Below are 25,554 nucleotides of genomic sequence, written 5' to 3'. Positions count from 1 at the left end.
CGCAGCGGCGAGGCAGCCCGGCGTGCGCACCCCCGCCGGTCCGTGACCAGGAGGCCTCGACCACCATGAACGCCCAGCCGAACTCGGGACGCCCGACCACCCCCGCGACCCTCACCGAGCTCGAACAGGCCAGCCCCTTCGAGAACCGCCACATCGGCCCCGACGCCGCTGCGCAGGAGAAGATGCTGGCCCACGTCGGCTACGGCTCGCTGGACGAGCTGTCCACCGCCGCCGTTCCCGAGGCGATCCGCTCGATCGCCGCGCTGGACCTGCCCGCCGGCCGCTCCGAGGCCCAGGTCCTGGCCGAGCTGCGCCAGCTGGCCGACCGCAACTCCGTCCTCCGGTCGATGATCGGCCTGGGCTACTACGGCACCTTCACCCCGCCGGTGATCCTCCGCAACGTCATGGAGAACCCGGCCTGGTACACGGCCTACACGCCGTACCAGCCGGAGATCTCGCAGGGCCGCCTGGAGGCGCTGCTCAACTTCCAGACCCTGGTCGCGGACCTGACCGGCCTGCCCACCTCCGGCTCCTCGCTGCTGGACGAGGGCACCGCGGCCGCCGAGGCGATGGCGCTGGCCCGCCGCGTCACCAAGGTCAAGGGCGGTGTCTTCCTGGTCGACGCCGACACCCTGCCGCAGACCGTCGCGGTGATCAACACCCGCGCCGTGCCGACCGGTGTCGAGGTCGTCGTCGCCGACCTGTCCGAGGGCATCCCGGCCGAGATCGCCGAGCGCGGCGTCTTCGGTGTGCTGCTCCAGTACCCGGGCGCCACCGGCGCGGTCCGCGACCTCGCCCCGGTGATAGAGCAGGCCCACGGCCTCGGCGCGATCGTCGCCGTCGCCGCCGACCTGCTCGCGCTCACCCTGCTGAAGTCCCCGGGCTCGCTCGGCGCCGACATCGCCTGCGGCACCTCGCAGCGCTTCGGCGTGCCGATGGGCTTCGGCGGCCCGCACGCCGGCTACCTCGCGGTGCGCGCCGACTACGCCCGCTCGCTGCCCGGCCGCCTGGTCGGCGTCTCCGTCGACACCCACGGCAACCGCGCCTACCGCCTGGCCCTGCAGACCCGCGAGCAGCACATCCGCCGCGAGAAGGCCACCAGCAACATCTGCACCGCCCAGGTGCTGCTCGCCGTGATGGCCTCGATGTACGCCGTCTACCACGGCCCCGACGGCCTGGCCGACATCGCCCGCCGCACCCACCGCTACGCCGCCGCGCTGGCCCAGGGCCTGCGGGCCGGCGGGGTCGAGCTGCTGCACGGCGAGTTCTTCGACACCGTCACCGCGGTCGTTCCGGGCCGCGCCGCCGCGATCGCCGCCGCCGCCCGCGCCAACGGCATCAACGTCTTCCAGGACGGCGAGGACCGGATCTCGGTCTCCACCGACGAGACCACCACCCGCGAGGACCTGGCGGGCGTCTGGGCCGCGTTCGGCGTCGAGGCCGTCGAGGTGGCGGAGGACGCCGACACCCTGCCGGCCGCGCTGCTGCGCGAGGACGAGTACCTGACCCACCCGGTCTTCCACAGCCACCGCTCCGAGACCGCCATGCTGCGCTACCTGCGCCGCCTGTCGGACCGGGACTACGCGCTGGACCGCGGCATGATCCCGCTGGGCTCCTGCACCATGAAGCTCAACGCGACCACCGAGATGGAGTCGGTGACCTGGCCGGAGTTCGGCCAGCTGCACCCCTTCGCGCCGGTCGACCAGGCCGCGGGCTTCCTCACCCTGATCCGCGGCCTGGAGCAGCAGCTGGTCGAGGTGACCGGCTACGACGCCGTCTCCATCCAGCCGAACGCCGGGTCCCAGGGCGAGCTGGCCGGTCTGCTGGCCGTCCGCGCCTACCACCACGGCAACGGCGACACCCAGCGCGACGTCTGCCTCATCCCGTCCTCCGCGCACGGCACCAACGCCGCCTCCGCGGTCATGGCCGGCATGCGGGTGGTCGTGGTCAAGACCCTGGTCGACGGTGACGTCGACGTCGAGGACCTCAAGGCCAAGATCGAGCAGCACCGCGACAACCTGTCGGTGCTGATGGTCACCTACCCGTCCACCCACGGCGTGTACGAGACCCAGATCACCGAGATCTGCGGCCTGGTGCACGAGGCCGGCGGCCAGGTCTACGTCGACGGCGCCAACCTCAACGCCCTGGTCGGCCTCGCCAAGCCGGGCAAGTTCGGCGCGGACGTCTCGCACCTGAACCTGCACAAGACCTTCTGCATCCCGCACGGCGGCGGCGGCCCCGGCGTCGGCCCGGTCGCGGTGCGCGCGCACCTCGCGCCGTACCTGCCGAACCACCCGCTGCAGGCGGAGGCCGGCCCGGCCACCGGTGTCGGCCCGATCTCGGCCGCCCCGTGGGGCTCGGCGGGCATCCTGCCGATCTCCTGGTCCTACGTCCGCCTCATGGGCGGCGAGGGCCTCAAGCGCGCCACCCAGGTCGCGGTGCTGAGCGCCAACTACATCGCCAAGCGGCTGGCCCCGCACTTCCCGGTGCTCTACACCGGCCCCGGTGGCCTGGTGGCGCACGAGTGCATCATCGACCTGCGCCCGCTCTCCAAGGAGACCGGCGTGACGGTGGACGACATCGCCAAGCGCCTGATCGACTACGGCTTCCACGCGCCGACCATGTCGTTCCCGGTCGCCGGCACCCTGATGATCGAGCCGACCGAGTCCGAGGACCTGTACGAGATCGACCGGTTCTGCGACGCGATGATCGAGATCCGGGCGGAGATCGAGAAGGTCGGCTCGGGCGAGTGGGCCGCCGACGACAACCCGCTGCGCAACGCCCCGCACACCGCCGCCACCCTGGCCGGCGACTGGGCGCACGGCTACTCGCGGCAGGAGGCGGTCTTCCCGGCCGGCGTGAACCCGGCGGACAAGTACTGGCCGCCGGTCGGCCGGATCGACGGCGCGTACGGCGACCGCAACCTGGTCTGCTCCTGCCCGCCGATGGACGAGTACGGCGCCTGATCCCGCTGCGCCGTCCGGACCGGACGGCGCACGGAACGGCATGTGGCAGGGCCCCGGCGGTGCTTCCGCCGGGGCCCTGCCCTGTGGTGCTCCGTGGTGCCCTGGTGTGCCCGGTGGTGCTCGGCTGTCCGTGCGGCTGCGGCTGCGGCTGCGGCTGCGGCTGCGGCCGGTGCTGCCCGGGGCGCGGTCGGTGCGTCGCCCCCGGGTCGGCCCGGCGGCTCAGACCACGCTGGCGGCCGGACGGCGCGGGGCGATCACCCGGCCGTCGGGCAGCAGCTCGCCGGTGTCCTCGAAGAGCAGGACGCCGTTGCAGAGCAGGCTCCACCCCTGTTCCGGGTGACAGGCCACCGTGAAGGCGGCCTCGCGGTCCTCGGACTCGGCCGACGGACACTCAGGACGGTGCTGGCACATACGCGTACCCTCGCTTCGCTCCGCGATCCTCCCCGTGGTGCGGTGCCGTCGGATGGCCGGCGGGCGCCGCCGCGGCGGTCGGATCCTGTCCGGCGCCGGGCCAGGTGTGGACCGGCGCTCAAGTGGGTAGGACAGGAGGTCCTTCCACGCTGGTTCCCAGTGTCGGCATCCCGGGACCCGCGCGCAGCGATTTGGTGACACGCGCCACAACCCCCGGCCAGAGATCACCCGTTCAGGTGGTGAGCGGCCGGAATCGATGCCGAACGGGTCAGAGGTCCGACGGCCCGTCCGGGCCATGCCGGATGGCCCGGACGGGTGGGTCCGGACGAGTGAACCGATCGGGTGGGTTCCGACGTCGGGTCCGGAGGTCGGGTCCGGACCGGAGGTCGGCGACGGGTCAGAGCGCCCCGGAGGCGAGCCGCGCCGGATCGACGGGCGTGCCGAGGAGTACCGGGCGGGCGATCGGCGAACGGGCGAGCGGCCCCCGGGCCAGCACCGGCAGCAGTTCGGCGGCCGGGTGGGCACGGTGCGCGGTGACCCCCATCGGCGCCGGGGCCAGGGGGATCAGCAGATCGGTGCCGGGACCGCCGTCCGGACTGTGCAGCCACAGCGCCGTCGCGTACTGGCCCGGGAACGTCAGCAACCTCGGCTGGCAGCGGGTCCGGGAGGACTGGGCGAGCTGCCACGCCTGGCGCAGTGCTCTGACGGTCGAGTCCAGGTAGGGGCCGGCGGTGAAGTGCGAGAAGGTATGGCCCTCGGCCCCCTGAACCACCTCGGCCGCGGCCGCGACCTCGGTGCCGTCCTTGATCAGGAAGCGCCATCCGGTCCGGCGGGCGGCGGCGAGTTCGGCCCGCGGCCCGTCCAGGACGTGGACGGCGAGCGGGTGCGCGGGGAGGAGCGGCCCGGTCGGACGGCGCAGCGCGGCGGCGGCGGGCTGGCGCAGCGCTGTCTCCGAGTCGAGCGCGGCGAGCACCGCGCGCAGGGCACTGGGCGGGGGCTGGGGGGTCTGCAGAGTCATGGCAAGGTCGCCTCTCCGTGCGAGATCGGCGTGCGAGTGCGGCATACCGGCATGGCGGGTGCGTCGGCGGTGACGGGACCTGGGCCTTGTCCGGTTGGGCAGGATCGCGGTGCCGGCGTGGCGGCCGTCCTCGGGTCTCGGGCGATGGCCGACCGCGCCGTGGCGCAGTGCGAATTCTACTCGAACAGGTGCGCAGGGTGACCTGTTTATCACAGGCGGTGGCGTCGGGCAAGTCGGCAGTTGAGCTGAAACGACGTCAGTTCCCTTGCATTGCAAGCCATTCGACGCGTTCGGGTATCGATCTTCGGGGTGGGCATGATGCTTGCACGGTCGAGGGCCGGCCGGCTCAGGAGGAGGGGACCATGGGCGAGAAGGTCGTGGCGACTCGAGCGGAACTGTCGGACCGGCAGATGTACCGCCGCAAGCTCCAGTCCTGCCTGGAGACGCTCGGCCGGATGCTCCGCGAGGACCGCTTCGACCGTCCGAAGGCCGTGATGGGCCTGGAGATCGAGCTCAATCTGGCCGACGAGCAGGGCCTTCCGGTGCTGAACAACGCGCAGGTGCTCACCTCGATCGGCTCCGCCGACTTCCAGACCGAGCTGGGCCGCTTCAACATCGAGGTCAACATCGCGCCGCACCGGCTCGGCGGACACGTCTTCGAGGAGCTCCGCGAGGAGATCGACACCGGCCTGCGCTACGCCGACCGGAGGGCCGGGGAGGCCGGTGCACGGATCGTGATGGTCGGCATCCTGCCGACCCTGGAGCTCGACCACACCGGGCTCGACGCGATGTCCCACAACCAGCGGTACAGCCTGCTCAGCGACCAGATCCTGGCCGCCCGCGGCGAGGACATCACCCTGGACATCGAGGGCGTGGAGCGCCTCGAACTGGACTCGATCACGATGGTCGCCGAGGCCGCCGCGACCTCGCTCCAGCTCCACCTCCAGGTGACCCCGGAGCGGTTCTCCTCGGTGTGGAACGCCGCCCAGGCGATCTGCGGGCCGCAGCTCGCGCTGGGCGCCAACTCGCCGTTCCTGTTCGGCCGGGAGCTGTGGCGGGAGACCCGGCCGGTGCTGTTCCAGCAGGCCTGCGACACCCGTTCGGCGGAGCTCAAGGCCCAGGGCGTGCGGCCGATCACCTGGTTCGGCGAACGCTGGGTGGACTCGGCCTACGACCTGTTCGAGGAGAACCTGCGGTACTTCCCGGCGCTGCTGCCGATCTGCGACGACGAGGACCCGGCGAAGGTGCTGGCCTCCGGCGGGGTCCCGCGGCTCGCCGAGATGCGGCTGCACAACGGCACCATCTACCGGTGGAACCGGCCCGTCTACGACGTCAGCGGCGGCGTGCCGCACCTGCGGGTGGAGAACCGGGCGCTGCCCGCCGGGCCGACCGTGGCCGACACGCTCGCCAACGCCGCCTTCTACTACGGCGTGGTGCGGGTGCTGGCCGAGCAGTCCCGGCCGATCTGGACCAGGCTGCCGTTCGAGCTGGCCGACGAGAACTTCCGGCAGGCGGCCCGGTACGGCATCGACGCGGTGTTCCAGTGGCCCCGCTCCGGCCGGGCCGGGCGCGGCGGCGGGACGACCACGATCTCCGCCGTCGACCTGGTGCTCAACGAACTGCTGCCGATGGCCCACCAGGGGCTGGACGCGTGGGGGGTGGAGCCGGCCGACCGGGACCGCTACCTCGGCATCATCGAGCAGCGCTGTCTGCGCCGGACCAACGGCGCGGCCTGGCAGAGCGCGACCTTCCACCGGCTGCGCGAGCAGTACGGGACGGACCGCTCGTCCGCGCTGGCGGCGATGACCCGGCGCTACATGGAGCACATGCGCGGCGGCGAGCCGGTGCACACCTGGCCGGTGGGGTAGGCCTCCCGGTCCGCGCCCGGGGCCCGCGCGGCGGGCTGTGGCAGGATGACCGCTCCGGTCCGCCGTCGTCGCCCGCCGGCGGCCGGAGCACCGTCCGCCCGCCGCCGTCCGCGCTGGAGCACCCCCGTGACGACCGTTCCGACCGCACCGGAGACCGCGAAGCCGACCCGTCGGCTGCTCGGTGTGGAACTGCTGACCGTCCTCGGCCTCTCGCTCGGGGCGAGCGGGATCGGCGCGCTGATCAGCTTCACCGGCTCGCTCACCGAGACCCTGAAGCTGGGCCAGCAGGTGGCCACCCTGAACGGCTCGCGCGCGCCCGGCCGCCCCTGGCTCGACCTGGTCTGGCAGCTCTACTACATCGGCCGCGGGCTGATGCCGGTCGTGCTGGTCGGCTACCTGCTGGTCCGCGAGGACGTGTCGCTGCGGGTGCTGGGCTTCGACCTCGGGCAGAAGCTGCGCGACCTCGGCCGGGGCGCGGCCGTGGCGGCGGCGATCGGCGGCTCCGGGCTGGTGCTCTACCTGGGCTCGCAGGCGGCCGGCTACAACCTGACGGTCGCGCCGTCCGGGCTGCCGGACGTCTGGTGGCGGATCCCGGTGCTGGTCCTCTCGGCCTGGCAGAACGCGATCCTGGAGGAGGTCGTCGTCCTCGGCTACCTGCTGCGCCGGGTGACGCAGCTGGGCTGGACGTGGCCGGCCGCGGTGGCGGCGAGTTCGCTGCTGCGCGGTTCGTACCACCTGTACCAGGGGGTCGGCGGGCTGGTCGGGAACATCGTGATGGGTGTGGTGTTCTGCCTGCTGTACCGGCGGTGGGGGCGGGTGATGCCGCTGGTGGTGGCGCACGCGCTGATCGACACGGTGGCGTTCGTCGGGTACGCGCTGCTGGCCGGGCACGTGAGCTGGCTGCCCACCGGCTGACCGGGGAGGGCACGGCCCCGGCCGGGTGCGTCAGTCGGCCGCCCGGTACTTGACCGAGGACATCGCGCCGGGGCGCGGCGGGCGGGCCAGCAGCCGGTCCACGTGGCGCCGTTCGAGCCCCTCACCGGGGTCGATCGGCAGCAGCACCCGGTCGCGCCGCCAGAGCGAGCCGCGGACCAGACGGGGCGGGATGACGTCGTCGATCCAGGCGAAGGGGCGGCCCGCCGCGTAGCGCAGCAGGGGTGCCCACTTGCGGGCGGAGAACAGTTCCATCAGCGGGACGCGCGGGTCGCCGGGCTGCGGGACGTAGCCGGTGAAGCGGACGAAGGGCAGCTCGGGCAGGCCGATCGCCGGGGAGATGTGGGTGTTGGCGTGTTCCTCCCACGTGGTCGCCCAGACCAGTTCGTACGTTCCGGCCAGTTCGCGCAGCCAGCCGCCGTGGCGGGCGGAGAGCAGCACGGTGTAGCCGAGCAGGGTGTGGGCGTCGAACCCGGCCCCGGGGTGGGGACAGACCGGGTTGAGCACACCGTCGACGTCCAGGAACAGCAGTGGCTTCGGCATCGGGCGCCCCCAGGTCTCGTGCGTCGTCACCTGGTCGGACGAGCCGGGACCCCCGGCGGTTGCCCGCCGAAGGGCGCACACGGGGGCGTACCGGGGGCGCTCGGAGCGGGTCGCGATCCGGGCTCAGGGCGCCGCGGCGGGCGCCCCGATCGGCTCCGGGAGGACGCCGGTGGGCGGCTCGGCGGGCGGCTCGGCGGGGCGGCGGGAGAGTCGGCGGACCTGCGGTTCCAGCAGGACGGCGGCGCTGAGCACCAGGGAGACCACCGCGCAGGTCCAGAGCGCGCCGGACAGGCCGAGCAGGTCGGCGGCCGGGCCGGCGAGGGCGGTGCCGAGCGGTGCCAGCGAGAGCGAGCCGAGCTCGTCGTAGGCGGCGACCCGGGAGAACGCCTCGGCCGGGATCTCCTGCTGCAGCGCGATCATCCAGTTGACGCCGAAGACGGTGACGCCGACGCCGGAGAGGAACATCGCCGCGCAGAGCACCGGCAGCGGGGCGGACACCGCCAGGGCCAGCGCGGGCACACCGAAGAGGAACACGCCCCAGTTGCCGACCAGCAGGATCCGCCGCGGCTGCCAGCGGACCATCAGCAGGCCGGTGGCGACCAGGCCGACGCCGTAGGCCGCCATCGCCAGGCCCCAGTCGCGGGCGCCCCCGAGCCGCTCCTTCGCCACGGCGGGCCCGTACACCGCCTCGACCGCGCCGACGCAGGCGACCAGTACCGAGAACTGGAGCACGACGACCCAGAGCCAGCGGCGGGAGGAGAACTCGTGCCAGCCCTCGCGCAGGTCGCGGAGCATCCCGCCGCCCTCGGCCGGGGCGCTCGGCGGCTGCGGTTCGAGCAGGAAGCGCAGCGCGGCGGCGGTCAGGAAGCAGGCGGCGTCCAGGGCGAGCACCCATCCGGCGCCGACCGCCGCGGTCAGCGCGCCGCCGAGCGCGGCGCCGCCGATCTGCGCGCCGTTGAAGCCCATCCGGTAGACGGAGAAGGCCCGGGCGGCGTGCTCCGGAGTGACGCTCTCCAGGATCATGCCGCCGGAGGCGGGGGAGTAGAACGCGTAACCGGCGCCCGCGCCGGCCGAGAACAGCATCAGCTGCCAGAGCGTCGGCTCGCCGGTCAGCACCAGGAGGGCGAGGGCGCCCTGGGAGACGGCGCTGAACAGGTTGGCGCCGACCATGACGTGGTGGCGCGGCAGCCGGTCGGCGAGCGCGCCGCCGATCACCAGCAGCAGGACGGTGGGCAGCAGTCGGGCCGCGGTGACGTAGCCGACGTCGGCGGTCGAGCCACCGCCGTCGAGGATCGCGAAGGCGGTCGCGATCGGGGCACCTGCGTTGCCGAGCCCGCTGACCACGGTGGCCGCGGTCTGGATCCGGAAGTTGCGGCTCGCCCAGGCGAAGCGGCCGGTGGGCGGGGGCGGGGTTCGGCTCTGCACTCCGCGACTATGCCGGGGCGGGTGGTCCGTGTCCATCCGATAAACGGACCGACGCCGGGGCGCCGTCGGGGGCTCAGCCCAGGTGGCCCCAGAGGAAGGCCAGGGTGCGCTTCCAGGCGATCGCGGCCTGGAGCGGGTCGTAGGTGCCGAGCAGGTTCTGCTCGTTCATGAAGGCGTGCCCGGCCGGGTAGAAGTGGAACTCCGGGCGGACGTCGGTGGCCTCGCCGATCCTGATCGCGGCCTCGTCGACGGCGGCCATCGGGATGTACTCGTCCTCCTCCCCGTAGTGGCCGAGCACATGGGCGGTCAGGCCCCGGTACTCGAAGTCCGGGTCGGGCGGCAGACCGTAGAACGCCACCGCCGCGGCCACCCGGTCGCCCTCGGCGGCGGCCAGCAGCAGGGCGAAACCGCCGCCCATGCAGAAGCCGACCACCCCGACCGCGTCGCCGACCACGCCCTCCAGGCCGAGCAGCAGGTCGACCGCGCCGCCGAGGTCCCGCATCGCCTGCTCGACCGGCAGCTCGCTCCTGAGCCGGGCCCCCTCGGCGCTGTCGTGGGTGGTCGCGCCGCCGAAGAGGTCCGGCGCGAGCACGGTGAAGCCCTCGGCGGCGAACCGGTCCGCCACGTCGGCCAGGTACGGGGTCAGGCCCCACCACTCCTGGACCACCACCAGGCCGGGGCCGACGCCCTGGGGAGGACGGGCCAGATAGCCGTGGGCCTGGCGGCCGCCGCTGGGGAAGGTGACGTTCTGCCGGGAGCCGCCCTGCTCAGGCATGGCTTCCTCTCGGGGACGGGCCGCCGGGCGCGGCGGCTGGTCGGGGTGGGTGCCGGGTCCGGGCCGGGTGCCGGTGCCGGTGCCGGAGGGTGCTGGGTCCGGTGCCGGGGCGGGCGGGTGGTCAGCCCATCTCCTCCAGGGCGCGGCCCTTGGTCTCCTTGATGCAGAAGGCCACGAACGGGATGGAGAGCAGCGCGAACACCGCGTAGATGACATAGGTCGCCGAGAGGTTCCAGTCGGCGAGGTCGGGGAAGCTGACGGTGATCGCCCAGTTGGCGATCCACTGGGCGGAGGCGGCGACCGAGAGCGCGAGCGCGCGGATCCGGTTGGGGAACATCTCGCCGAGCAGCACCCAGACCACCACGCCCCAGGAGAACGCGAAGCAGAAGACGAAGACGTGCGCGGCGACCAGCGCCACCGTCGCGTAGGTGTCGTCCAGGGTGGCGGAGTCGCCGGTGCCCTGCCGGTAGGAGAACGCCCAGGCGGCGGTGCCCAGTGCGAGGGCCATCCCGGCCGAGCCGGCCAGGGCGAGCGGCTTGCGGCCGATCCGGTCGACCAGGGCCATCGCGATCACCGTGCCGACTACGTTGACGATCGAGGTGGAGAGGCTGATCAGCAGCGAGTTCGACTCGTTGATGCCGACCGACTGCCAGAGGAAGGAGGAGTAGTAGAAGATCACGTTGATGCCGACGAACTGCTGGAACACCGAGGCGCCGATACCGACCCAGACGATCGGCAGCAGCCCGAACCGGCCGCCCAGCAGGTCCTTGAGCCGCGGCTTGTGGGTGGACGCCAGCACCCCGTGGATCTCGGCCACCCGGGCGTCGAGGTCGACACCCTCGCCCTCGACCTCCAGCAGCACCTTGCGGGCCTGCTCCTCCCGGTGGTCGGCGATCAGATAGCGCGGCGACTCCGGGATGGACATCGCCATCAGCCCGTAGACCAGGGCCGGGATCGTTTCCACGCCGAGCATCCACTGCCAGGCCTGGATGCCGCCGAGGTGGCCGGTGGACTCGCCGCCGGCGGCCTGGTTGAGCGCCCAGTTGGCGAGCTGGGAGACGGTGATGCCGAGCACGATCGCCATCTGCTGGAACGAGGCCAGCCGGCCCCGGTAGGCGGTCGGGGCGACCTCGGCGATGTACGTCGGCGCGATCACCGAGGCGATGCCGATCGCCACGCCGCCGACCACCCGCCAGGTGGCCAGCAGCTCCAGGTTCGGCGGGAACATCGAGCCGATGCCGCTGATCGCGAACAGTCCCGCGGCCAGCAGCATGGTGCGCACCCGGCCCAGGTGGTCGGCGAGCCGCCCGGCCACGACCGCCCCGGCCGCCGAGCCGAGCAGGGCGATCGCGACCACGAAGGCCGTCGTGCCGTTGCCGACCCCGAAGTGCTTCTGGATGCCCGTCACCGCGCCGTTGATCACGGCGCTGTCGTAGCCGAACAGGAAGCCGCCCATCGCGGCGGCGGCCGAGATGAAGACGACGTGCCCGAGGTGCGCCTCGCCGGATGCCGGATGGGTCTGGGTCCTGGACACGCACGCTCCCCGGGTCGACGGTCCCGTCCGCGCGGCCGAGCGGGCAGGGTTCGGCTCACATTCGACCAGTGCCCGGGCGGCGCCGCCTCGATGATTGCGCCGAACGGGTGACGGAGCGTCAGTTGATTGCGCGGTCCGGGGGAACGGGCCCGGGGCGGGGCCCTCGGACCGCGCCGGTGCGGCGGGCGTTGCGGCGCAACAGCTGGGTGCGGGCCCCGGCGTCCGCGCCCCGGTCCCGCTCGGCGAGCCGGTCGGCCATCGCGTACTGCTCGGCGGCCGGCTTCTTGTCGTCGTACTTGAACTTGGCGCGGACCTCGCGGACGGTCAGGCGCAGTGCGGTGAGTCCGGGGAGCAGTCGGGCGAACTCCCCCTCGCCGGGGACGACCCTGACGTCCGGGCGCTCCGGCTGGAAGTGGGCCAGCTGGCGGTTGAGGATCTCCGCCTTGCCGGTCGGGTCGGTGACCAGCGACGCGGTGGCGTGGAAGTGCACCGAGGCGTAGTAGCTGGTCGGCGTGCCGGGCTCGCCGCGCCAGTGGCCGGGGGCGAAGGCGTAGTCGTCGGTGACCGCGAGGGTGACCTCCGGGTCTGCCCGGACGGCCGACAGCAGGGGGTTGGGGGCGGCGAGGTGGAGCAGGATCTCGCCGCGGTCGGCGTCCAGGAGGAAGTGGGTGGGGACGAGCACCGGGCCTTGGCCCGGCCCGCCGTTGGCGGCGAGCAGGCCGAAGTCGCGGCCCTCGGCGAGCCAGGCGCGCCATTCGGCCTCGTCGCCGCGGTCCCAGGAGCGGATCAGCATCGGGGCCCCGGTCAGCCGGCGGAGCGGGTGGAGTCGTCGGCCCCGGCGCTCGGGTCGGGGGCAGGGGCGGTGTCGGAGTCGGGCATGGTGTCGGCGCCGGGGGTGGGGCTCGGGGCGGTGAGGGCGCGCAGGTTCGCGGGGAGCGGCACGGTGGTGGAGGCGTCCGGCAGGGGCGTGCCGTAGCCGCTGGTGACCGGGACCAGGCCGGCCCAGTGGGGCAGGTCGAGGTCCTCGGCGTCGTCGGCGGCGAGGTCGTTCCGGCTCTTGGCGGAGACCTCGTCGAGGTCGAGCCGGATTACCGCGGTGGCGGCGAGCTCCTTGGCGTTGGCCGGGCGGACCTCGGCGGAGCGGCCGGGCACCACCTGGTCGACCAGGGCGTCCAGCGCGACGGTCAGCTCCTCGGGGTCGGTGACCTGGTACGCGGTGCCGTGCGCCACCACCGAGCGGAAGTTGACCGAGTGGTTGAAGGCCGATTTGGTCAGCACCAGCGCGTCGACCAGGGTGACGGTGAGGCAGACGGGCAGGCCCTGCTCGCCCCGGGCGCCGCGCAGCGGCCGGCTGCCCGTGGAACCGTGCACGTAGACGCGGTCGCCGACCCGGGCGTGGATGGTGGGCAGCACGACCGGCGCGCCGTCGACGACGAAGCCGAGGTGGCAGAGGTAGGTGGCGTCCAGGACCGCGTGGATGGCCTCGCGCTCCCAGGTGGCCCGGTCCTTGTAGCGGGTGGGGGTGGTGCGCGGGGTACGGGCGTAGGACGTGTCGTTGTCCGGTACGGTCGACATGACAACCTCTATGTACTAGTGCATACTCTGTTTTGTGCTAGGAGACTATCGGATCACCGGTCGGCGTGCCAGCGAGATTGCGGCCGAGATCGAGCGGGGGGTCAGCGCCGGGCAGCTCGCCCCCGGGACGCCGCTGCCGCCGCTGCGCGACCTCGCGACCGAACTCGGCGTCAACCCCAACACCGTGGCCGCCGCCTACCGGCTGCTCCGCGACCGGGGGGTGATCGAGACCGCCGGCCGCAAGGGCAGCCGGATCCGCCCGCGCCCCGCCCACACCCCGCGCGACGAGATCCGGCTGCCCGTCCCGGCGCACGCCCGCGACCTCGCCGACGGCAACCCCGACCCGGCGCTGCTGCCCGACCTCACCCCGGCCCTCGCGGCCGCCGCCGAGGCCGCCCGCCGCACACCGGTCCGCTACGGCGACCCGACCGTGGACCCCGGACTGCTCGCCCTGGCCGGCGCGGCCTTCGCCGCGGACGGCCTGCCGGCCGGCCCGATCGCCGTCGCCTCCGGCTCGCTGGACACCATCGAGCGGATCCTGGCCACCCGGCTGCGCCCCGGCGACGCCGTCGCCGTCGAGGACCCGGGCTGGGGCAGCCTGCTGGACCTGCTGCCGGCGCTCGGCCTGCGCGCGGCGCCCGTCCGGCTCGACGACGAGGGTCCGCTGCCCGGTTCGCTCGCCGAGGCGCTGGACGGCGGCGCCCGGGCGGTGGTGGTCACCAGCCGGGCGCAGAACCCGACCGGCGCCGCGATCACCGCCGGGCGGGCCGAGGAGCTGCGCGCCGTCCTGTCCGCCCGTCCGGACGTGCTGCTGATCGAGGACGACCACGGCCACGGCATCGTCGACCAGCCCTACCACCCGCTGGCCGGTGCGGGCTCGCGGCACTGGGCGGTGGTGCGCTCGGCGGCCAAGGCCTACGGGCCGGACCTGCGGCTCTCGGTCGCGGTGGGCGACGAGGACACCGTCGGACGGGTGCTCGGGCGCCAGCGGCTGGGCGCCGGATGGGTCAGCCATCTGCTCCAGCAGACGGTGGCCGAACTGTGGCGCACCGACGCCGCGCCGGTGGGGCGGGTGGCCGGTGCCTACCGCGCGCGCCGGGGGGCGCTGATCGGCGAACTGGCCGCGCGGGGCGTCGCGGCGCACGGGGCGAGCGGGCTGAACGTCTGGGTGCCGGTGCCGGACGAGGCCGTCGCACTGGCCGCCCTGGTGCAGCGCGGCTGGGTGGTGGCGCCGGGCGCGCGCTACCGGCTCCAGTCGCCGCCCGGGCTGCGGGTCACGGTCGCGCAGCTGGACCCGGCCGATGCCGGGCGGCTGGCGGAGGACCTGGCGTCCGTGCTGAGCGGATGGCACGGGATCACCGGGGCGGGGGCGGACGGGGCGCCGTCGCGGCTGGTCTGATTCGGTCCGGCGTCCACCCCGGGGGGAATGGTGGGCCTTCGATTCCAGGTCAATGGCGATGCCAATTTCGATTCGATCCGGATCGAATCGAAATTGGCATCGCCATTGACCGACTAAAACGATCCGAGCCGATCAGTACTGATTGGTAACAGGGCGAGAAATTCACTGCAGATACCTAGCGGTAACAAGCGCGGGCATGTCAGATTCAACGCGCCACCGGCCGGCGGCCTACCCTCACCCCGTGTCTCCCCGCCCCCACCTGCGGGCGAGACCGATCGTTGGAGTTCCGTCGTGCCCGAAAACCGTTCGAGCATTTCCCGCACCACCGCCCGGTGGCGCGGACGGCTGCTCGCCGCCGCGCTCGCCCTGCCGCTCGCCGCCACCGGACTGGTGGCGGGAACCGCCGCCCCGGCCCGGGCCGCCGCCCCGAGCGGCCCGACCGCCAGCGTCAGCCTCGGCGACAGCTACATCTCCGGCGAGGCCGGCCGCTGGAAGGGCAACTCCGTCACCAGCGGCGGCAACCGGGCCGGCACCGACCGGGCCTGGACCGGCAGCGGCTACGACCCGAGCCGGATCTACGGCGCCACCTACGCGAGCGGGTGCGACCGCTCGGACGTGGCCGAGGTGCGCAGCGCGCCGACCGTGGCCCAGACCCAGATCAACCTGGCCTGCTCGGGCGCCGTCGCCGCCAACGTCTTCCGCGCCGCCAACGGCGGGCAGTCGTTCAAGGGCGAGGCCCCGCAGGCCGACCAGCTCGCCACCGTGGCCCGGCAGAACAACGTCAAGCTGGTCACCCTGTCGATCGGCGGCAACGACCTCGGCTTCGGCGACGTGATCTCGACCTGCGTGCAGGACTACCTCGTCTGGTACTCCTACTGCAACGATGATCAACAGAGTGCGGTCGACGGCCGGATGCCGGACGCGATGGCGGGCGTCGGCAAGGCGCTCGACGAGATCCGCGCCGTGATGGCGGGCGCCGGGTACGCGGCCGGGGACTACCGGATCGTGCTGCAGTCCTACCCCTCGCCGATCCCGCGCGCCGCCGAGATCCGCTACCCCGAGAGCGGCTGGAGCCGCTCCGACACCGGCGGCTGTCCGCTCTGGAACGGCGACGCGGACTGGGCGCGCGACTCGCTGGTGCCGCAGATCTCCCGGGCGCTCGCCGGGGTCGCCAAGGCCAAGGGTGTGCAGTTCCTGGACCTGAGCGACATGCTCCAGGGCCGTGAGGTCTGCTCCAAGGCGACCCGTCAGGCCGGCTCGACCAGCGCGCCGTCCGCGACCACCAGCGAGTGGGCGCGGTTCCTGGACGGGGGGCTCAACTCCTCGCAGGGCACCCTGCAGGAGTCGCTGCACCCCAACTACTACGCGCAGCAGGCGCTCGGGCGCTGCCTGACCCTGCTGTACGGGCGGACCAGCGGCGACTGGGGGTGCCGCAACACCGCCGGGCAGGACGCCAACGGGATGTACCTGACGGCGAAGTAGCCGGCGGCGAGGCAGCCATCGGCGAGGCAGCCGGCGGCGAGGCAGCCGGCGGCGAGGCAGCCGTCGGGAACGGGACGTCGCCCTGTCCCCCGCCGGTGCGGCGGGGGACAGGGCGACGTCCCGTTCCTGCGGCTCGGGTCAGCCCTTGGCGAGCAGCGCCTGGGTGTGCTCCTTGACCTGGTCCCGCGTCAGATAGGCGTCCGTGTACTCGAAGTCGCGGAGCCGGGCGGGCTGGCGGGCGAGGAACCCGGTGCGCACGAAGTCGTCGCCGGCGGTCGCGTTGAGCAGCCAGTTCGCGCCGACCCGGAACTTGGCGGCGTTGGTGCGCATCGCCATCAGGTGGTAGCCGCGGGCCACCAGTTGCGCCGGCACACCGCGCAGCTCCACCCCGAGCGGCTTGGAGACGGCGTCCTTGCCACCGAGGTCCACCACCAGGCCCAGGTCCTTGTGGTAGTAGGGCTCCAGCGGCTGGTTGCGGAGCGCGGCGATCACATTGTTGGCCACCGCCCGGCCCTGGCGGGCCGAGTGCTGGGCGGTCGGCGGGCACATCGCGCCGTCGCCCTTGGCGAGGTCGGGGACGGCGGCGGCGTCGCCGAGCGCGAACACGCCCTCGAACGGGGCCACCCGCATCTCCGCCGTCACCGCGATCCGCCCGCGCACCGTCTCCGCGTCCAGGGTGGCGATCAGCGGGCTCGCGGCGACGCCGGCCGTCCAGATCAGGGTCCGGCAGGGGAGCACCCGGCCGTCGGTGAACTTCACCGACTCGGCGCCGACCTCGGCCACCGACACGCCGAGCGAGACCTCGATGCCGCGCTCGCGCAGCACCTCCAGGGCGGCGGTGCCGAGGGCGTCGCCGAGCTCGGGCATCAGCTTGGGGGCGATGTCGATGAGGTGCCACTTGATCTGCCGGGCGTCCAGCCTCGGGTAGCGGTGGGCGGCGGCCGTGGTGAGGCGCTGGAGGCAGGCGGCGGTCTCGGTGCCGGCGTAGCCGCCGCCGACCACCACGAACTGGAGCCGGGACTCGCGCTCCCGCTGGTCCGGGGTGGCGGAGGCGAGGTCCAGCTGGGCGATCACATGGTCCCGGACGTACGCCGCCTCGGCGAGGGTCTTCATGCCGCGCGCGTAGTCGGTCAGACCGGGGATGTCGAAGGTGCGGGTGACGCTGCCGGGGGCCAGCACCAGGTAGTCGTACTTCTGCGCCACCACCTCGTCGGTGATCTTGCGCACCACGCAGACCTTGGCGGCCGGGTCCACCCCGATCGCGCCGCCGGGGACGATGTGGGTGCGGCGCAGCGAGCGCCGCAGCGAGACGGCCACCGACTGCGGTGTGAGCACACCCGCCGCCACGTGCGGCAGCAGCGGCAGGTAGAGCTGGTAGCTGAACGGGGTGACCAGGGAGATCTCCGCCTCCGCCGGGGAGAGCTTGCGCTCCAGCCGGCGCGCGCACTCCAGTCCGGCGAAGCCGCCGCCCACGATCAGGATCCGGGCTCGTTCCATCGTGCGTCCCTCACAGTGCAGGTCGTTCCGCCGCGGGTCGAGGCGCCGAGGGCCGTTCCGCCACGTCGAGGCCCTCGGTGGGCGCGGAGGCGGCGGTACGGGTACGGCGGTGCGAGTGCGGTGGTGCGGGTCATGGCCGATGCGGGTCGTGGCCGGTTGCGGTTTCGGCCGGCTGCGGCTGCGGCCCGTCGGGGTCGTGGCCGGTCGGGGTCGTGGCCGATTGCCGGTCGGGGCCGTAGCGTTCCCCGGCTACTGTCCGCCACGTTCGCACGGCGCGGCGGGGGCTGCCACCGGGACGACCCGGGCGGGCGAGCGGGTCGAGCGACACCCGCCCCGTGCATATGCCCGATAGGCTGTCCGCCGTGCTCCCCGAGGTGACGGCGGTCCGTTATGTGACGCCACTGCGAGAAGGCGGCTCGATGCCGGGCCTGGTCGAGGCCGACGACCGGCGGCTGTACGCGCTGAAATGGGTCGGCGCGGCGCAGGGCCGAAAGGCGCTGGTGGCGGAGGTGCTGGCCGGGGAACTCGGCCGGCGGCTCGGGCTGCCGGTGCCCGAGCTGGTGACCGTCGACCTGGACCCGGTACTGGCCCGCAGCGAGCCGGACCCGCAGATCCAGGACCAGATGCGCGCCAGCGGCGGACTCAACCTGGGCATGGCCTTCGTCAGCGGCGCGCTCAACTTCGACCCGCTCTGCTTCGAGGTGGACGCCGGGCTGGCCGGGCAGGTGCTCTGGTTCGACGCCCTCATCGGCAACGTCGACCGCTCCTGGCGCAACCCCAATCTGCTGGTCGCCACCGGTGGACTGCGGCTCATCGACCACGGCGCGAGCCTGATCTTCCACCACAACTGGGCCGGCGCGGCCGCCTGGATCCGGCGGCCGTACGACGCCTCCGACCACGCGCTGCTGCGCGCCGAGCCGGACCTGCTCGCCGCCGACAAGGCGCTCGCGCCGCTGGCCGAGGCGGCGATCGAGGAGGCGGTGGCGCGGATCCCGGACGTCTGGCTGGTGGACGAGCCCGGCTTCGACTCGCCCGAGGCGGTGCGCGCGGCGTACCGCACCCAGTTGACCGAGCGACTGGCCGGTCCGCGCGACTGGCTGCCGGAGGTGTCCGCATGACCGAGCCGATCCGGTCGGCGCTGCCGGCCGTCGCCGAGCTGCACGACTACGAGTACGCGGTGATCCGGGCGGTGCCCCGGGTGGAGCGCGGTGAGTGCGTCAATGTGGGTGTGCTGCTCTACTGCCGGCAGAGTGCCCACCTGGCCGCCCGGACCCATCTCGACCAGGCGCGGCTGCTGGCGCTGGACCCGGTGGCCGACGTGTCCGGGGTGCGGCGGGCGCTGCAGGGGATCGAGGCGGTCTGCGAGGGCGGACCGCAGGCCGGTCCGGCGGCGTCGGACAACCCGGGGCAGCGGTTCCGCTGGCTGACCGCGCCGCGCAGCGCGGTGGTGCAGCCGGGCCCGGTGCACACCGGGCTGACCGCGGACCCGGAGACCGAGCTGCGCCGGCTGTTCGACCAACTGGTGCTCTGAGGGCCCGGGCGGTCGGGCCCTCGGTACGGTGCGGCGGTTGACTGCCGGATCTTTGCCGTGATCAAAGCTTGAGATACTGAAGCACTCGGTCGTAGGCTGACCTCATGGGTTCCACAGTGACCACGACCGTACCGACCAACGCCGAGCTGATGGAGGCGCTGGCCGCCGTCGGTGCCGCGTACTTCCAGGACTTCGCGGCCGCCGCCGCCAGGCACGGTCTCTCCTCCTCGCAGGCCAAGGCGCTCGGCGCCGTCCAGGAGCCGGTGCCGATGCGCGCGCTGGCCGGGCGGCTCGGCTGCGACGCCTCCAACGTGACCGGGATCGTCGACCGGCTCGAGGCCCTGGGCCTGGCCCGCCGGGAGGCCTCGGCGGGGGACCGGCGGGTCAAGATCGTGGTCATCAGCGAGCAGGGCCGGGAGATCCTGTCGCTGGTCCGCGGCGAGATGAGCCGCACCCACCAGTCCTTCGAGACCCTCAGCGACGAGCAGCGGAGCGCGCTGCACTCGATCTGCCTCCAGGTGCTCCCGGTGCTCAGCGGACGGCAGTAGGTCTCGGTGCTGTGTCCGGGCGCGGCGTCTTCGGGCGCGGTGTGTCCGGGCACGGTGTGTCGGGGCACGGTGTGTCCGAATACGGGGCCGCTGCGTCCGGGTGCCGGGCGGCTCTCCGGGCCGCTCTCCAGGCCGCTTCCGCTGCCTGCGGATCGCGCTGGGCCGGTCCGGCGCGGGTCGGGCTGACCTCGGCTGTTAGGCTTGCGAAGCGTGAGCGCGAAGCCCCAGATCCCCAATGTCCTGGCCTCCCGGTACGCCTCGGCGACCCTGGCCCAGCTGTGGTCCCCCGAGCACAAGGTGGTCCTCGAGCGCCACCTGTGGCTCGCCGTCCTGAAGGCCCAGCAGGACCTCGGCGTCGAGGTGCCCGCCACCGCTGTCGCCGACTACGAGCGGGTGATCGACCAGGTCGACCTCGGCTCCATCGCCGCCCGTGAGCGGGTCACCCGACACGATGTGAAGGCCCGGATCGAGGAGTTCAGCGACCTCGCCGGCCACGAGCAGATCCACAAGGGCATGACCTCCCGGGATCTGACCGAGAACGTCGAGCAGCTGCAGATTCGGCAGTCCCTGGAGCACGTGCGGGACCGCACGGTCGCCGTGCTGGTCCGCCTTGGTCGGCTCTCCGCCGAGCACGCCGAGCTGGTCATGGCCGGCCGCTCGCACAACGTGGCCGCGCAGGCCACCACCCTCGGCAAGCGCTTCGCGTCGATCGCGGACGAGCTGCTGGTCGCCTTCCGCCGGCTGGAGGAGCTGATCGCCCGCTACCCGCTGCGCGGGATCAAGGGCCCGGTCGGCACCGCCCAGGACATGCTGGACCTGCTCGGTGGCGACACCGAGAAGCTCGCCGAGCTGGAGCGCCGGGTCGCCGGCCACCTCGGCTTCGACAACGTGCTGATCAGCGTCGGCCAGGTCTACCCGCGCTCGCTGGACTTCGAGGTGCTGACCGCCCTGGTGCAGCTGGCCGCCGCGCCGTCCAGCCTCGCCAAGACCATCCGCCTGATGGCCGGCCACGAGCTCGTGACCGAGGGCTTCAAGGAGGGCCAGGTCGGCTCCTCCGCGATGCCGCACAAGATGAACACCCGCTCCTGCGAGCGTGTCAACGGCCTCGCGGTGATCCTGCGCGGCTACGCGTCGATGACCGGCGAGCTGGCCGGCGACCAGTGGAACGAGGGCGACGTCTCCTGCTCGGTGGTCCGCCGGGTCGCGCTGCCGGACGCCTTCTTCGCCTTCGACGGCCTGCTGGAGACCTTCCTGACCGTCCTCGACGAGTTCGGCGCCTTCCCGGCCGTGGTCGAGGCCGAGCTGGACCGCTACCTGCCGTTCCTGGCCACCACCAAGGTGCTGATGGGCGCGGTGCGCGCGGGCGTCGGCCGGGAGACCGGGCACGAGGTCATCAAGGAGCACGCCGTCGCCTCCGCGCTCGCGATGCGGGCCGGGGCCCGGGAGAACGAGCTGCTGGACCGGCTGGCGAACGACGACCGGATCCCGCTGGACCGGGCCGGGCTGGACGCGCTGCTCGCCGACCGGCTGTCCTTCACCGGTGCGGCCGGTGCCCAGGTCGCCGAGGTCGTCCGCCAGGTCGAGGCCGTCGCGGCCGCGTACCCGGAGGCCGCCAAGTACGCGCCGGGCGACATCCTCTGACGGTTGTCCGACCCCGGATGCCGGGCCCCGTCACCGTCGAGGTGGCGGGGCCCTCGGCGTGTCCGGGAGGCCCGGCGGTCCGGGGGTCTTCTGCTGCGGGGAGGCTCAGCCCTGCTCCGGAGCCGGACGGCCCGGGTCGAGGGGCGGGGCGGGATGGCCCGGGTCGAGGGGCGGCGCGTTGGTGCCGCAGGCGTAGCGGCAGTCCGGCTCGGCCACCGGGCGGTGGTCCTCGGGGGCCAGGACGTTGCCGTGGACGGTGGTCAGGGCCGTGAGCCCGCCCGCCACGAGCAGTCCGGCACAGATCAGCATCGCGGTGTGGAAGGCGGAGTCGACCGCCGACGGCACCCGGTAGGCGTCGCCGCTCAGACCCGCCAGCGCGGGCAGCGCGGCAACGGCCAGCAGTCCGGCCGCCCGGGCCGCGGCGTTGTTGACCCCGCTCGCGATGCCCGCGTGCCGCACCTCGACCGCCGCCAGCACGGTCGCGGTCAGCGGTGCGACCAGCAGCACCATTCCGCTCCCCATCACCGCGACGGCCGGCAGCACGTCCGTCCAGTAGGAGGCGTCGGGCCCGATCCGCAGCATCAGCAGCACGCCCACCGCGCACAGCAGCGGGCCGACGGTGAGCGGCAGCCGCGGGCCGATCCGTTTGCCCAGCCGGCCCGCCCGGGCGGAGAGCGCCAGCATGATCACGGTGATCGGCACCAGCGCGAGTCCGGAGACCAGCGGCGAGAAGCCGGAGACGATCTGCAGCTGGACGACCAGGAGGAAGAAGACCCCGCTGAACGCCGCGTACACGGCGAGCGTGACCAGGTTGACGGCGGTGAACAGCCGTGAGGAGAACAGGCCCAGCGGCAGCATCGGCTCCGCGGTGCGGCGCTCGACCACGATGAAGGCGGCGCCGAGCAGGAGGCCGGCCGCGCCGGTGACCCAGACCGTGGCGGAGAGGCCGCCCCCGGCGGCGGTCAGCGCATAGGTGATCGAGCCGAGCGCGAGAGCGGCCAGCACCGCGCCGAGCACGTCGAACCGCCCGGTCGAGCTCTCGTCGCGGCTCTCCGGGACGTGCCGGGCGGCCACCGCGATCACCATCGCGGCCAGCGGCAGGTTCAGCAGGAAGATCCAGCGCCAGCCCGGGCCGTCCACCAGCCAGCCGCCGAGGAACGGGCCGACCGCCGCCGAGACCCCGCCGAGGCCGGACCAGAGGCCGACCGCCGCCGAGCGGTCGTCCGGATGGAACACCGCCTGGAGCATCGCCAGCGAGCCCGGGGTGAGCAGCGCCCCGCCGATGCCCTGCACGGCGCGGGCCGCGATCAGCACCTCGATGGTCGGCGCGGCGGCGCAGGCGGCCGAGGCGGCGGCGAACCAGACCACGCCCAGCAGGAAGATCCGGCGCCGCCCGTACCGGTCGCCGAGCGCGCCGCCGAGCAGGATCAGGCCCGCCAGGGTGAGCAGATAGGCGTTCAGCGTCCATTGCAGGGCGTCGAGCTGGGCACCGAGATCGGTGCCGATCCGGGGCAGTGCGACGTTCACGACGGTTCCGTCGAGCATCGCCATGCTGGAGCCGAGCACCGTCGCCAGAAGTACCCAGCGTCCCTGCGCGGTGCCCAACCGCAGGGTGCCTGCATCGGTGGTGGTCACGGCCCATGGTGGGGCCCACGGGGCCGACGTGACAAGGGTCACCGGGGGTGTGTCGGGGATGTCCGTTCCGTGAGTGATCGTGTGCGCACTGATGACGACATCGGCGGAGGGTTGCGGATCACGTGCGCGCAGTGAATGGATTGTGTGCGTACTGTGCATGCCTTTCATGCGGAGCGTCACGGTGTTCCGGACTTTGGTCCCGGGCTCCGGAGATCGACATTGCTTCACCCGAACGGATGGGTTTTAGTTCAGCGACCGCCCGGCGTCAGCCCGGGTGGCCACCGGGTGGAACGCCTAGTCCTGCCGCTGCCCGGTGGTTCGCAACGAACTCTGTACGGCAGGAGCGGGGGACCCACAGGTAAGTCGCCGGACCCGAATTGACGGTCCGGCTTGGGGTGAAGCCGCATTTCTCTGCGGCCGGGCAACTCCAGCCCGAACCCGACAGCTCACCTCGCAGGCGTCGGAGAGGACAGCTTCCATGCCCGCACAGGCTCGTCGTATCGCCATGCCCCGCGCCGTCCGCATCGGCATCGCCACCGCCGTCACCGGCGCCGCCTTCGCCCTCCCGCTGGTGACCACCGTCACCGCCCAGGCGCACGAGGCCCCGGCCGCCGGCCACTCGCAGCAGACCAGCACCTGGACCGGCGCCGCCAGCGTCGACGCCGCGCCGGCCGCTGCCGAGAACGCCCCGGCCGCCCCGGCTGCCGCCGCCGCTCCCGCCGCCGAGGCCGCTCCGGCCGCCCCGGTCGACTACAAGGTCGTCGGCGGGGACACCCTGTCGAAGATCGCCGACGCGAAGAACGTCGAGGGTGGCTGGAAGGCGCTGTTCGAGCACAACCGCTCGGTCATCGGCGCCAACCCGAACCTCATCTTCCCGGGTCAGCACCTCGCGCTCGGCGCCAAGGCCGCCGAGGCCGCGAAGCCCGCCGCCCCGGCCGAGGCCGCCAAGCCGGCCGCCCCCGCGGCCAAGGCGCAGACCTCGCAGGACTCGGTGAAGCCGGCCGCTCCGGCCGCGAAGCCGGCGGCCCCGGCCGCCAAGCCCGCCGCCAAGCCTGCCCCCCAGCCCGCCGTTCAGGCCGTCGTCGCCCCGGTCGCGAAGCCGGCCACCGCGGCTCCGGTCGCCGCCACCTCCGGCTTCTTCGCCCCGCTGGCCAACCCGAAGCTCGGCACCGCCTACGGCGTGGCCGGCTCGATGTGGGCCTCCGGCCACCACACCGGCGCCGACTTCGTCGCTGCCACCGGCACCCCGCTGCGCGCGGTCGCGGCCGGCACCGTGGTGAAGGCCGGCAACGGCGGCGCCTACGGCAACGAGGTCGAGATCAAGCTCGCCGACGGCAAGTACGCCGAGTACGCGCACCTGTCCTCGATCGGTGTGTCCATCGGTCAGACCGTCACCGCCGGCCAGCAGATCGGCCTCTCCGGTGCGACCGGCAATGTGACCGGCCCGCACCTGCACTTCGAGATCCGCACCGGCTCGGAGTACGGCTCGGACATCGACCCGATCGCCTACCTGCGGGCGCACGGCGTCGCGATCTGACCTCGGTCGGATCATCTGCCTCCGCCGGATGCGGGGCGAAACGACCTCCCGGAATGGTCATGTCGGGTGACCGCTGGACCGGGTGGACGCCGCATCCGAGTGGATCGACGGGCGCGGGACACGCCCGTCCTGCCGGCCGGCCCGGCTCACGAGACTTCTCGTGGGCCGGGCCGGCCGTCGTCGTGCCCGGGGTCCGCTGCGGCGGAGTTGATCAGGCTTCAGAGTTGGTTCGGGGTAGCCCGGTTCTGCTTCCGGTGGGTTCAGGAACTGTGGGCGGCCGGCTCCTGCTCGGCGGCGGACAGCAGTTGGTGCACCCGGTGGCCGAACTCGTCGGCGTCGCGGGCCGGTTCGAGGAAGACGAGGCGGACGTCGCGGTGGCCGTGCGGGTGGTCCAGGCGGAGCACCAGGCCGTACCGGTCGAGCGCGAGCGGACGGACGTCGGGACGGTCGGTGAGCAGCGCCGGGTCGAGCAGCCGGGTGAGCACGGCGAGCGCGTCGGGGTGGTCGTCGGCGAGGTGGGTGAGAAGTCCGGCCTCGTAGCGGGCCAGCGGGTCGGGGGCCGCCGCCGCGAGGTCGGCGCCGGTGATCGCGGTGGTGCCGTACGGGGTCGAGAGCACGGCGTGCGCGACGTCCAGGCGCAGGTGCACGCTGAGGCCGTCGTCGGCGAGGTGGGCGAGGTGGAGCCGGCCGGCCAGGGTGAGACGCCCGCGGACCCGGTCGCGGACGGCCACCGGGGCGATGTCGGTGAGGTCGAGCACGACGGCGAGGCCGTCCTGCTCGCGGGCGGCGGCGGAGGTCACCGGGGAGTCGAGCGGCGCGTGCAGCCGGAGCCGGGAGCCGTGCACCGAGACGGGGGTGGAGAGTTCGTGCTGCTCGCCGCCGGCGCGGAGGACCACCGAGGAGGTGGCGGTCAGCAGGCTGCCGATCCGTTCGGCGGCGGTGGGCTCGGGAATCTCGGCATCGTGCTGCGGGTGCGGGCTCATGGGATCGGGACCTCCGGCGGACGAGCTGACCTTTTAGTTAGGTGAGCCTAACCTAATGAATTGAGGGGGTGAGGGCAAGGTGTCGCGAGGGTGGGGCGCACCGGGAGTGCGTGCAGGGCTCCGGCTCGGAGTCCGGGGGCTCCTGGTGGGGATGGTGCTGTCGAGGTAGGTGGGCCTGTGCCGCCCGCCGTCGGGGCGAGGGGCGCCGAAGTGGCGGCAGTCAGCAGACTATCGATCAGGTCGGTGCCGGCGG

Annotated in this window: 21 protein-coding genes and 1 riboswitch; of the genes, 10 read left to right on the top strand and 11 right to left on the bottom strand. The window is 73.4% G+C overall.

Annotation, left to right across the window (positions count from 1 at the left end):
* The first annotated feature begins 65 nt into the window (after positions 1 to 65).
* On the top strand, positions 66 to 2,966 hold the full coding sequence (gene gcvP / locus IF01_RS0136255) for an aminomethyl-transferring glycine dehydrogenase (RefSeq protein WP_030397892.1): 2,901 nt from the start codon (positions 66 to 68) through the stop codon (positions 2,964 to 2,966).
* Between the two features lie 219 nt (positions 2,967 to 3,185).
* Here gcvP and IF01_RS0136250 read toward each other — a convergent pair whose 3' ends face one another.
* Positions 3,186 to 3,377 (bottom strand): DUF5999 family protein, encoded by a 192-nt coding sequence (locus tag IF01_RS0136250; protein WP_030397891.1) that lies wholly within the window; start codon positions 3,375 to 3,377, stop codon positions 3,186 to 3,188.
* 397 nt (positions 3,378 to 3,774) lie between these two features.
* Complete coding sequence (locus tag IF01_RS0136245; protein WP_051742888.1) at positions 3,775 to 4,395, bottom strand: hypothetical protein; 621 nt, start codon at positions 4,393 to 4,395, stop codon at positions 3,775 to 3,777.
* Between the two features lie 362 nt (positions 4,396 to 4,757).
* On the opposite strand from IF01_RS0136245, the gene IF01_RS0136240 reads away from it, so the two are divergent.
* On the top strand, positions 4,758 to 6,263 hold the full coding sequence (locus tag IF01_RS0136240; RefSeq protein WP_030397889.1) for a glutamate-cysteine ligase family protein: 1,506 nt from the start codon (positions 4,758 to 4,760) through the stop codon (positions 6,261 to 6,263).
* A gap of 126 nt (positions 6,264 to 6,389) precedes the next feature.
* Positions 6,390 to 7,178: a CPBP family intramembrane glutamic endopeptidase gene (locus IF01_RS0136235; RefSeq protein WP_030397888.1), complete on the top strand. Its 789-nt coding sequence runs from the start codon at positions 6,390 to 6,392 to the stop codon at positions 7,176 to 7,178.
* Between the two features lie 30 nt (positions 7,179 to 7,208).
* Here IF01_RS0136235 and IF01_RS0136230 read toward each other — a convergent pair whose 3' ends face one another.
* The 6 genes from IF01_RS0136230 to IF01_RS0136205 form a co-directional block, all read right to left on the bottom strand.
* Positions 7,209 to 7,739, bottom strand: a complete 531-nt coding sequence (locus IF01_RS0136230; RefSeq protein ID WP_051756892.1) for an HAD domain-containing protein — start codon at positions 7,737 to 7,739, stop codon at positions 7,209 to 7,211.
* A 123-nt stretch (positions 7,740 to 7,862) separates the two neighbouring features.
* Positions 7,863 to 9,164: an MFS transporter gene (locus tag IF01_RS0136225; protein WP_037782497.1), complete on the bottom strand. Its 1,302-nt coding sequence runs from the start codon at positions 9,162 to 9,164 to the stop codon at positions 7,863 to 7,865.
* 73 nt (positions 9,165 to 9,237) lie between these two features.
* Complete coding sequence (locus IF01_RS0136220; protein WP_030397885.1) at positions 9,238 to 9,939, bottom strand: dienelactone hydrolase family protein; 702 nt, start codon at positions 9,937 to 9,939, stop codon at positions 9,238 to 9,240.
* Between the two features lie 121 nt (positions 9,940 to 10,060).
* Positions 10,061 to 11,473 carry a sugar porter family MFS transporter gene (locus IF01_RS0136215; RefSeq protein ID WP_030397884.1) on the bottom strand — a complete coding sequence of 471 codons (1,413 nt, stop codon included), beginning with the start codon at positions 11,471 to 11,473 and terminating at the stop codon, positions 10,061 to 10,063.
* A gap of 118 nt (positions 11,474 to 11,591) precedes the next feature.
* A complete protein-coding gene (locus IF01_RS0136210) occupies positions 11,592 to 12,266 on the bottom strand; it encodes an FMN-binding negative transcriptional regulator (protein ID WP_063764391.1) in 675 nt (224 codons plus the stop codon).
* 11 nt (positions 12,267 to 12,277) lie between these two features.
* Positions 12,278 to 13,048, bottom strand: a complete 771-nt coding sequence (locus IF01_RS0136205) for a pyridoxamine 5'-phosphate oxidase family protein (protein WP_078880613.1) — start codon at positions 13,046 to 13,048, stop codon at positions 12,278 to 12,280.
* A 34-nt stretch (positions 13,049 to 13,082) separates the two neighbouring features.
* Between IF01_RS0136205 and IF01_RS0136200 the strand changes: the two genes are divergently transcribed.
* Both IF01_RS0136200 and IF01_RS0136195 read left to right on the top strand, forming a co-directional pair.
* Entirely contained in the window at positions 13,083 to 14,447 is a 1,365-nt protein-coding gene (locus IF01_RS0136200) for an aminotransferase class I/II-fold pyridoxal phosphate-dependent enzyme (RefSeq protein WP_051756890.1), read from the top strand.
* A gap of 291 nt (positions 14,448 to 14,738) precedes the next feature.
* Complete coding sequence (locus tag IF01_RS0136195; protein ID WP_244215730.1) at positions 14,739 to 15,929, top strand: GDSL-type esterase/lipase family protein; 1,191 nt, start codon at positions 14,739 to 14,741, stop codon at positions 15,927 to 15,929.
* Between the two features lie 138 nt (positions 15,930 to 16,067).
* Here IF01_RS0136195 and IF01_RS0136190 read toward each other — a convergent pair whose 3' ends face one another.
* On the bottom strand, positions 16,068 to 17,426 hold the full coding sequence (locus IF01_RS0136190; RefSeq protein ID WP_030397879.1) for an NAD(P)/FAD-dependent oxidoreductase: 1,359 nt from the start codon (positions 17,424 to 17,426) through the stop codon (positions 16,068 to 16,070).
* A 362-nt stretch (positions 17,427 to 17,788) separates the two neighbouring features.
* Here IF01_RS0136190 and IF01_RS0136185 point away from each other — a divergent pair, with 362 nt between their 5' ends.
* From IF01_RS0136185 to purB, 4 genes are all read left to right on the top strand, one after another.
* On the top strand, positions 17,789 to 18,544 hold the full coding sequence (locus IF01_RS0136185; RefSeq protein WP_233290415.1) for a HipA family kinase: 756 nt from the start codon (positions 17,789 to 17,791) through the stop codon (positions 18,542 to 18,544).
* Positions 18,541 to 18,957, top strand: a complete 417-nt coding sequence (locus tag IF01_RS0136180; protein WP_030397877.1) for a DUF3037 domain-containing protein — start codon at positions 18,541 to 18,543, stop codon at positions 18,955 to 18,957. The genes IF01_RS0136185 and IF01_RS0136180 overlap by 4 nt, the downstream gene beginning before the upstream one ends.
* Before the next feature lie 104 nt (positions 18,958 to 19,061).
* A complete protein-coding gene (locus IF01_RS0136175) occupies positions 19,062 to 19,505 on the top strand; it encodes a MarR family winged helix-turn-helix transcriptional regulator (RefSeq protein ID WP_030397876.1) in 444 nt (147 codons plus the stop codon).
* Positions 19,506 to 19,706: 201 nt separating this feature from the next.
* Positions 19,707 to 21,146, top strand: a complete 1,440-nt coding sequence (gene purB / locus IF01_RS0136170; RefSeq protein WP_199523405.1) for an adenylosuccinate lyase — start codon at positions 19,707 to 19,709, stop codon at positions 21,144 to 21,146.
* A gap of 105 nt (positions 21,147 to 21,251) precedes the next feature.
* Here purB and IF01_RS0136165 read toward each other — a convergent pair whose 3' ends face one another.
* Complete coding sequence (locus IF01_RS0136165) at positions 21,252 to 22,781, bottom strand: MFS transporter (protein WP_037782494.1); 1,530 nt, start codon at positions 22,779 to 22,781, stop codon at positions 21,252 to 21,254.
* A 309-nt stretch (positions 22,782 to 23,090) separates the two neighbouring features.
* Positions 23,091 to 23,256: riboswitch (cyclic di-AMP (ydaO/yuaA leader) on the top strand.
* A gap of 3 nt (positions 23,257 to 23,259) precedes the next feature.
* Here IF01_RS0136165 and IF01_RS51235 point away from each other — a divergent pair.
* Entirely contained in the window at positions 23,260 to 24,318 is a 1,059-nt protein-coding gene (locus IF01_RS51235; RefSeq protein WP_030397873.1) for a M23 family metallopeptidase, read from the top strand.
* Between the two features lie 260 nt (positions 24,319 to 24,578).
* Here IF01_RS51235 and IF01_RS0136155 read toward each other — a convergent pair whose 3' ends face one another.
* Entirely contained in the window at positions 24,579 to 25,301 is a 723-nt protein-coding gene (locus IF01_RS0136155) for a DUF2470 domain-containing protein (RefSeq protein WP_051756888.1), read from the bottom strand.
* Positions 25,302 to 25,554 lie beyond the last annotated feature (253 nt).

Origin of the sequence: Kitasatospora purpeofusca, from assembly GCF_000718025.1 — a bacterium.
Lineage (GTDB): Bacteria > Actinomycetota > Actinomycetes > Streptomycetales > Streptomycetaceae > Kitasatospora > Kitasatospora purpeofusca.
This window is presented reverse-complemented; position numbering and strand designations above follow the sequence as displayed.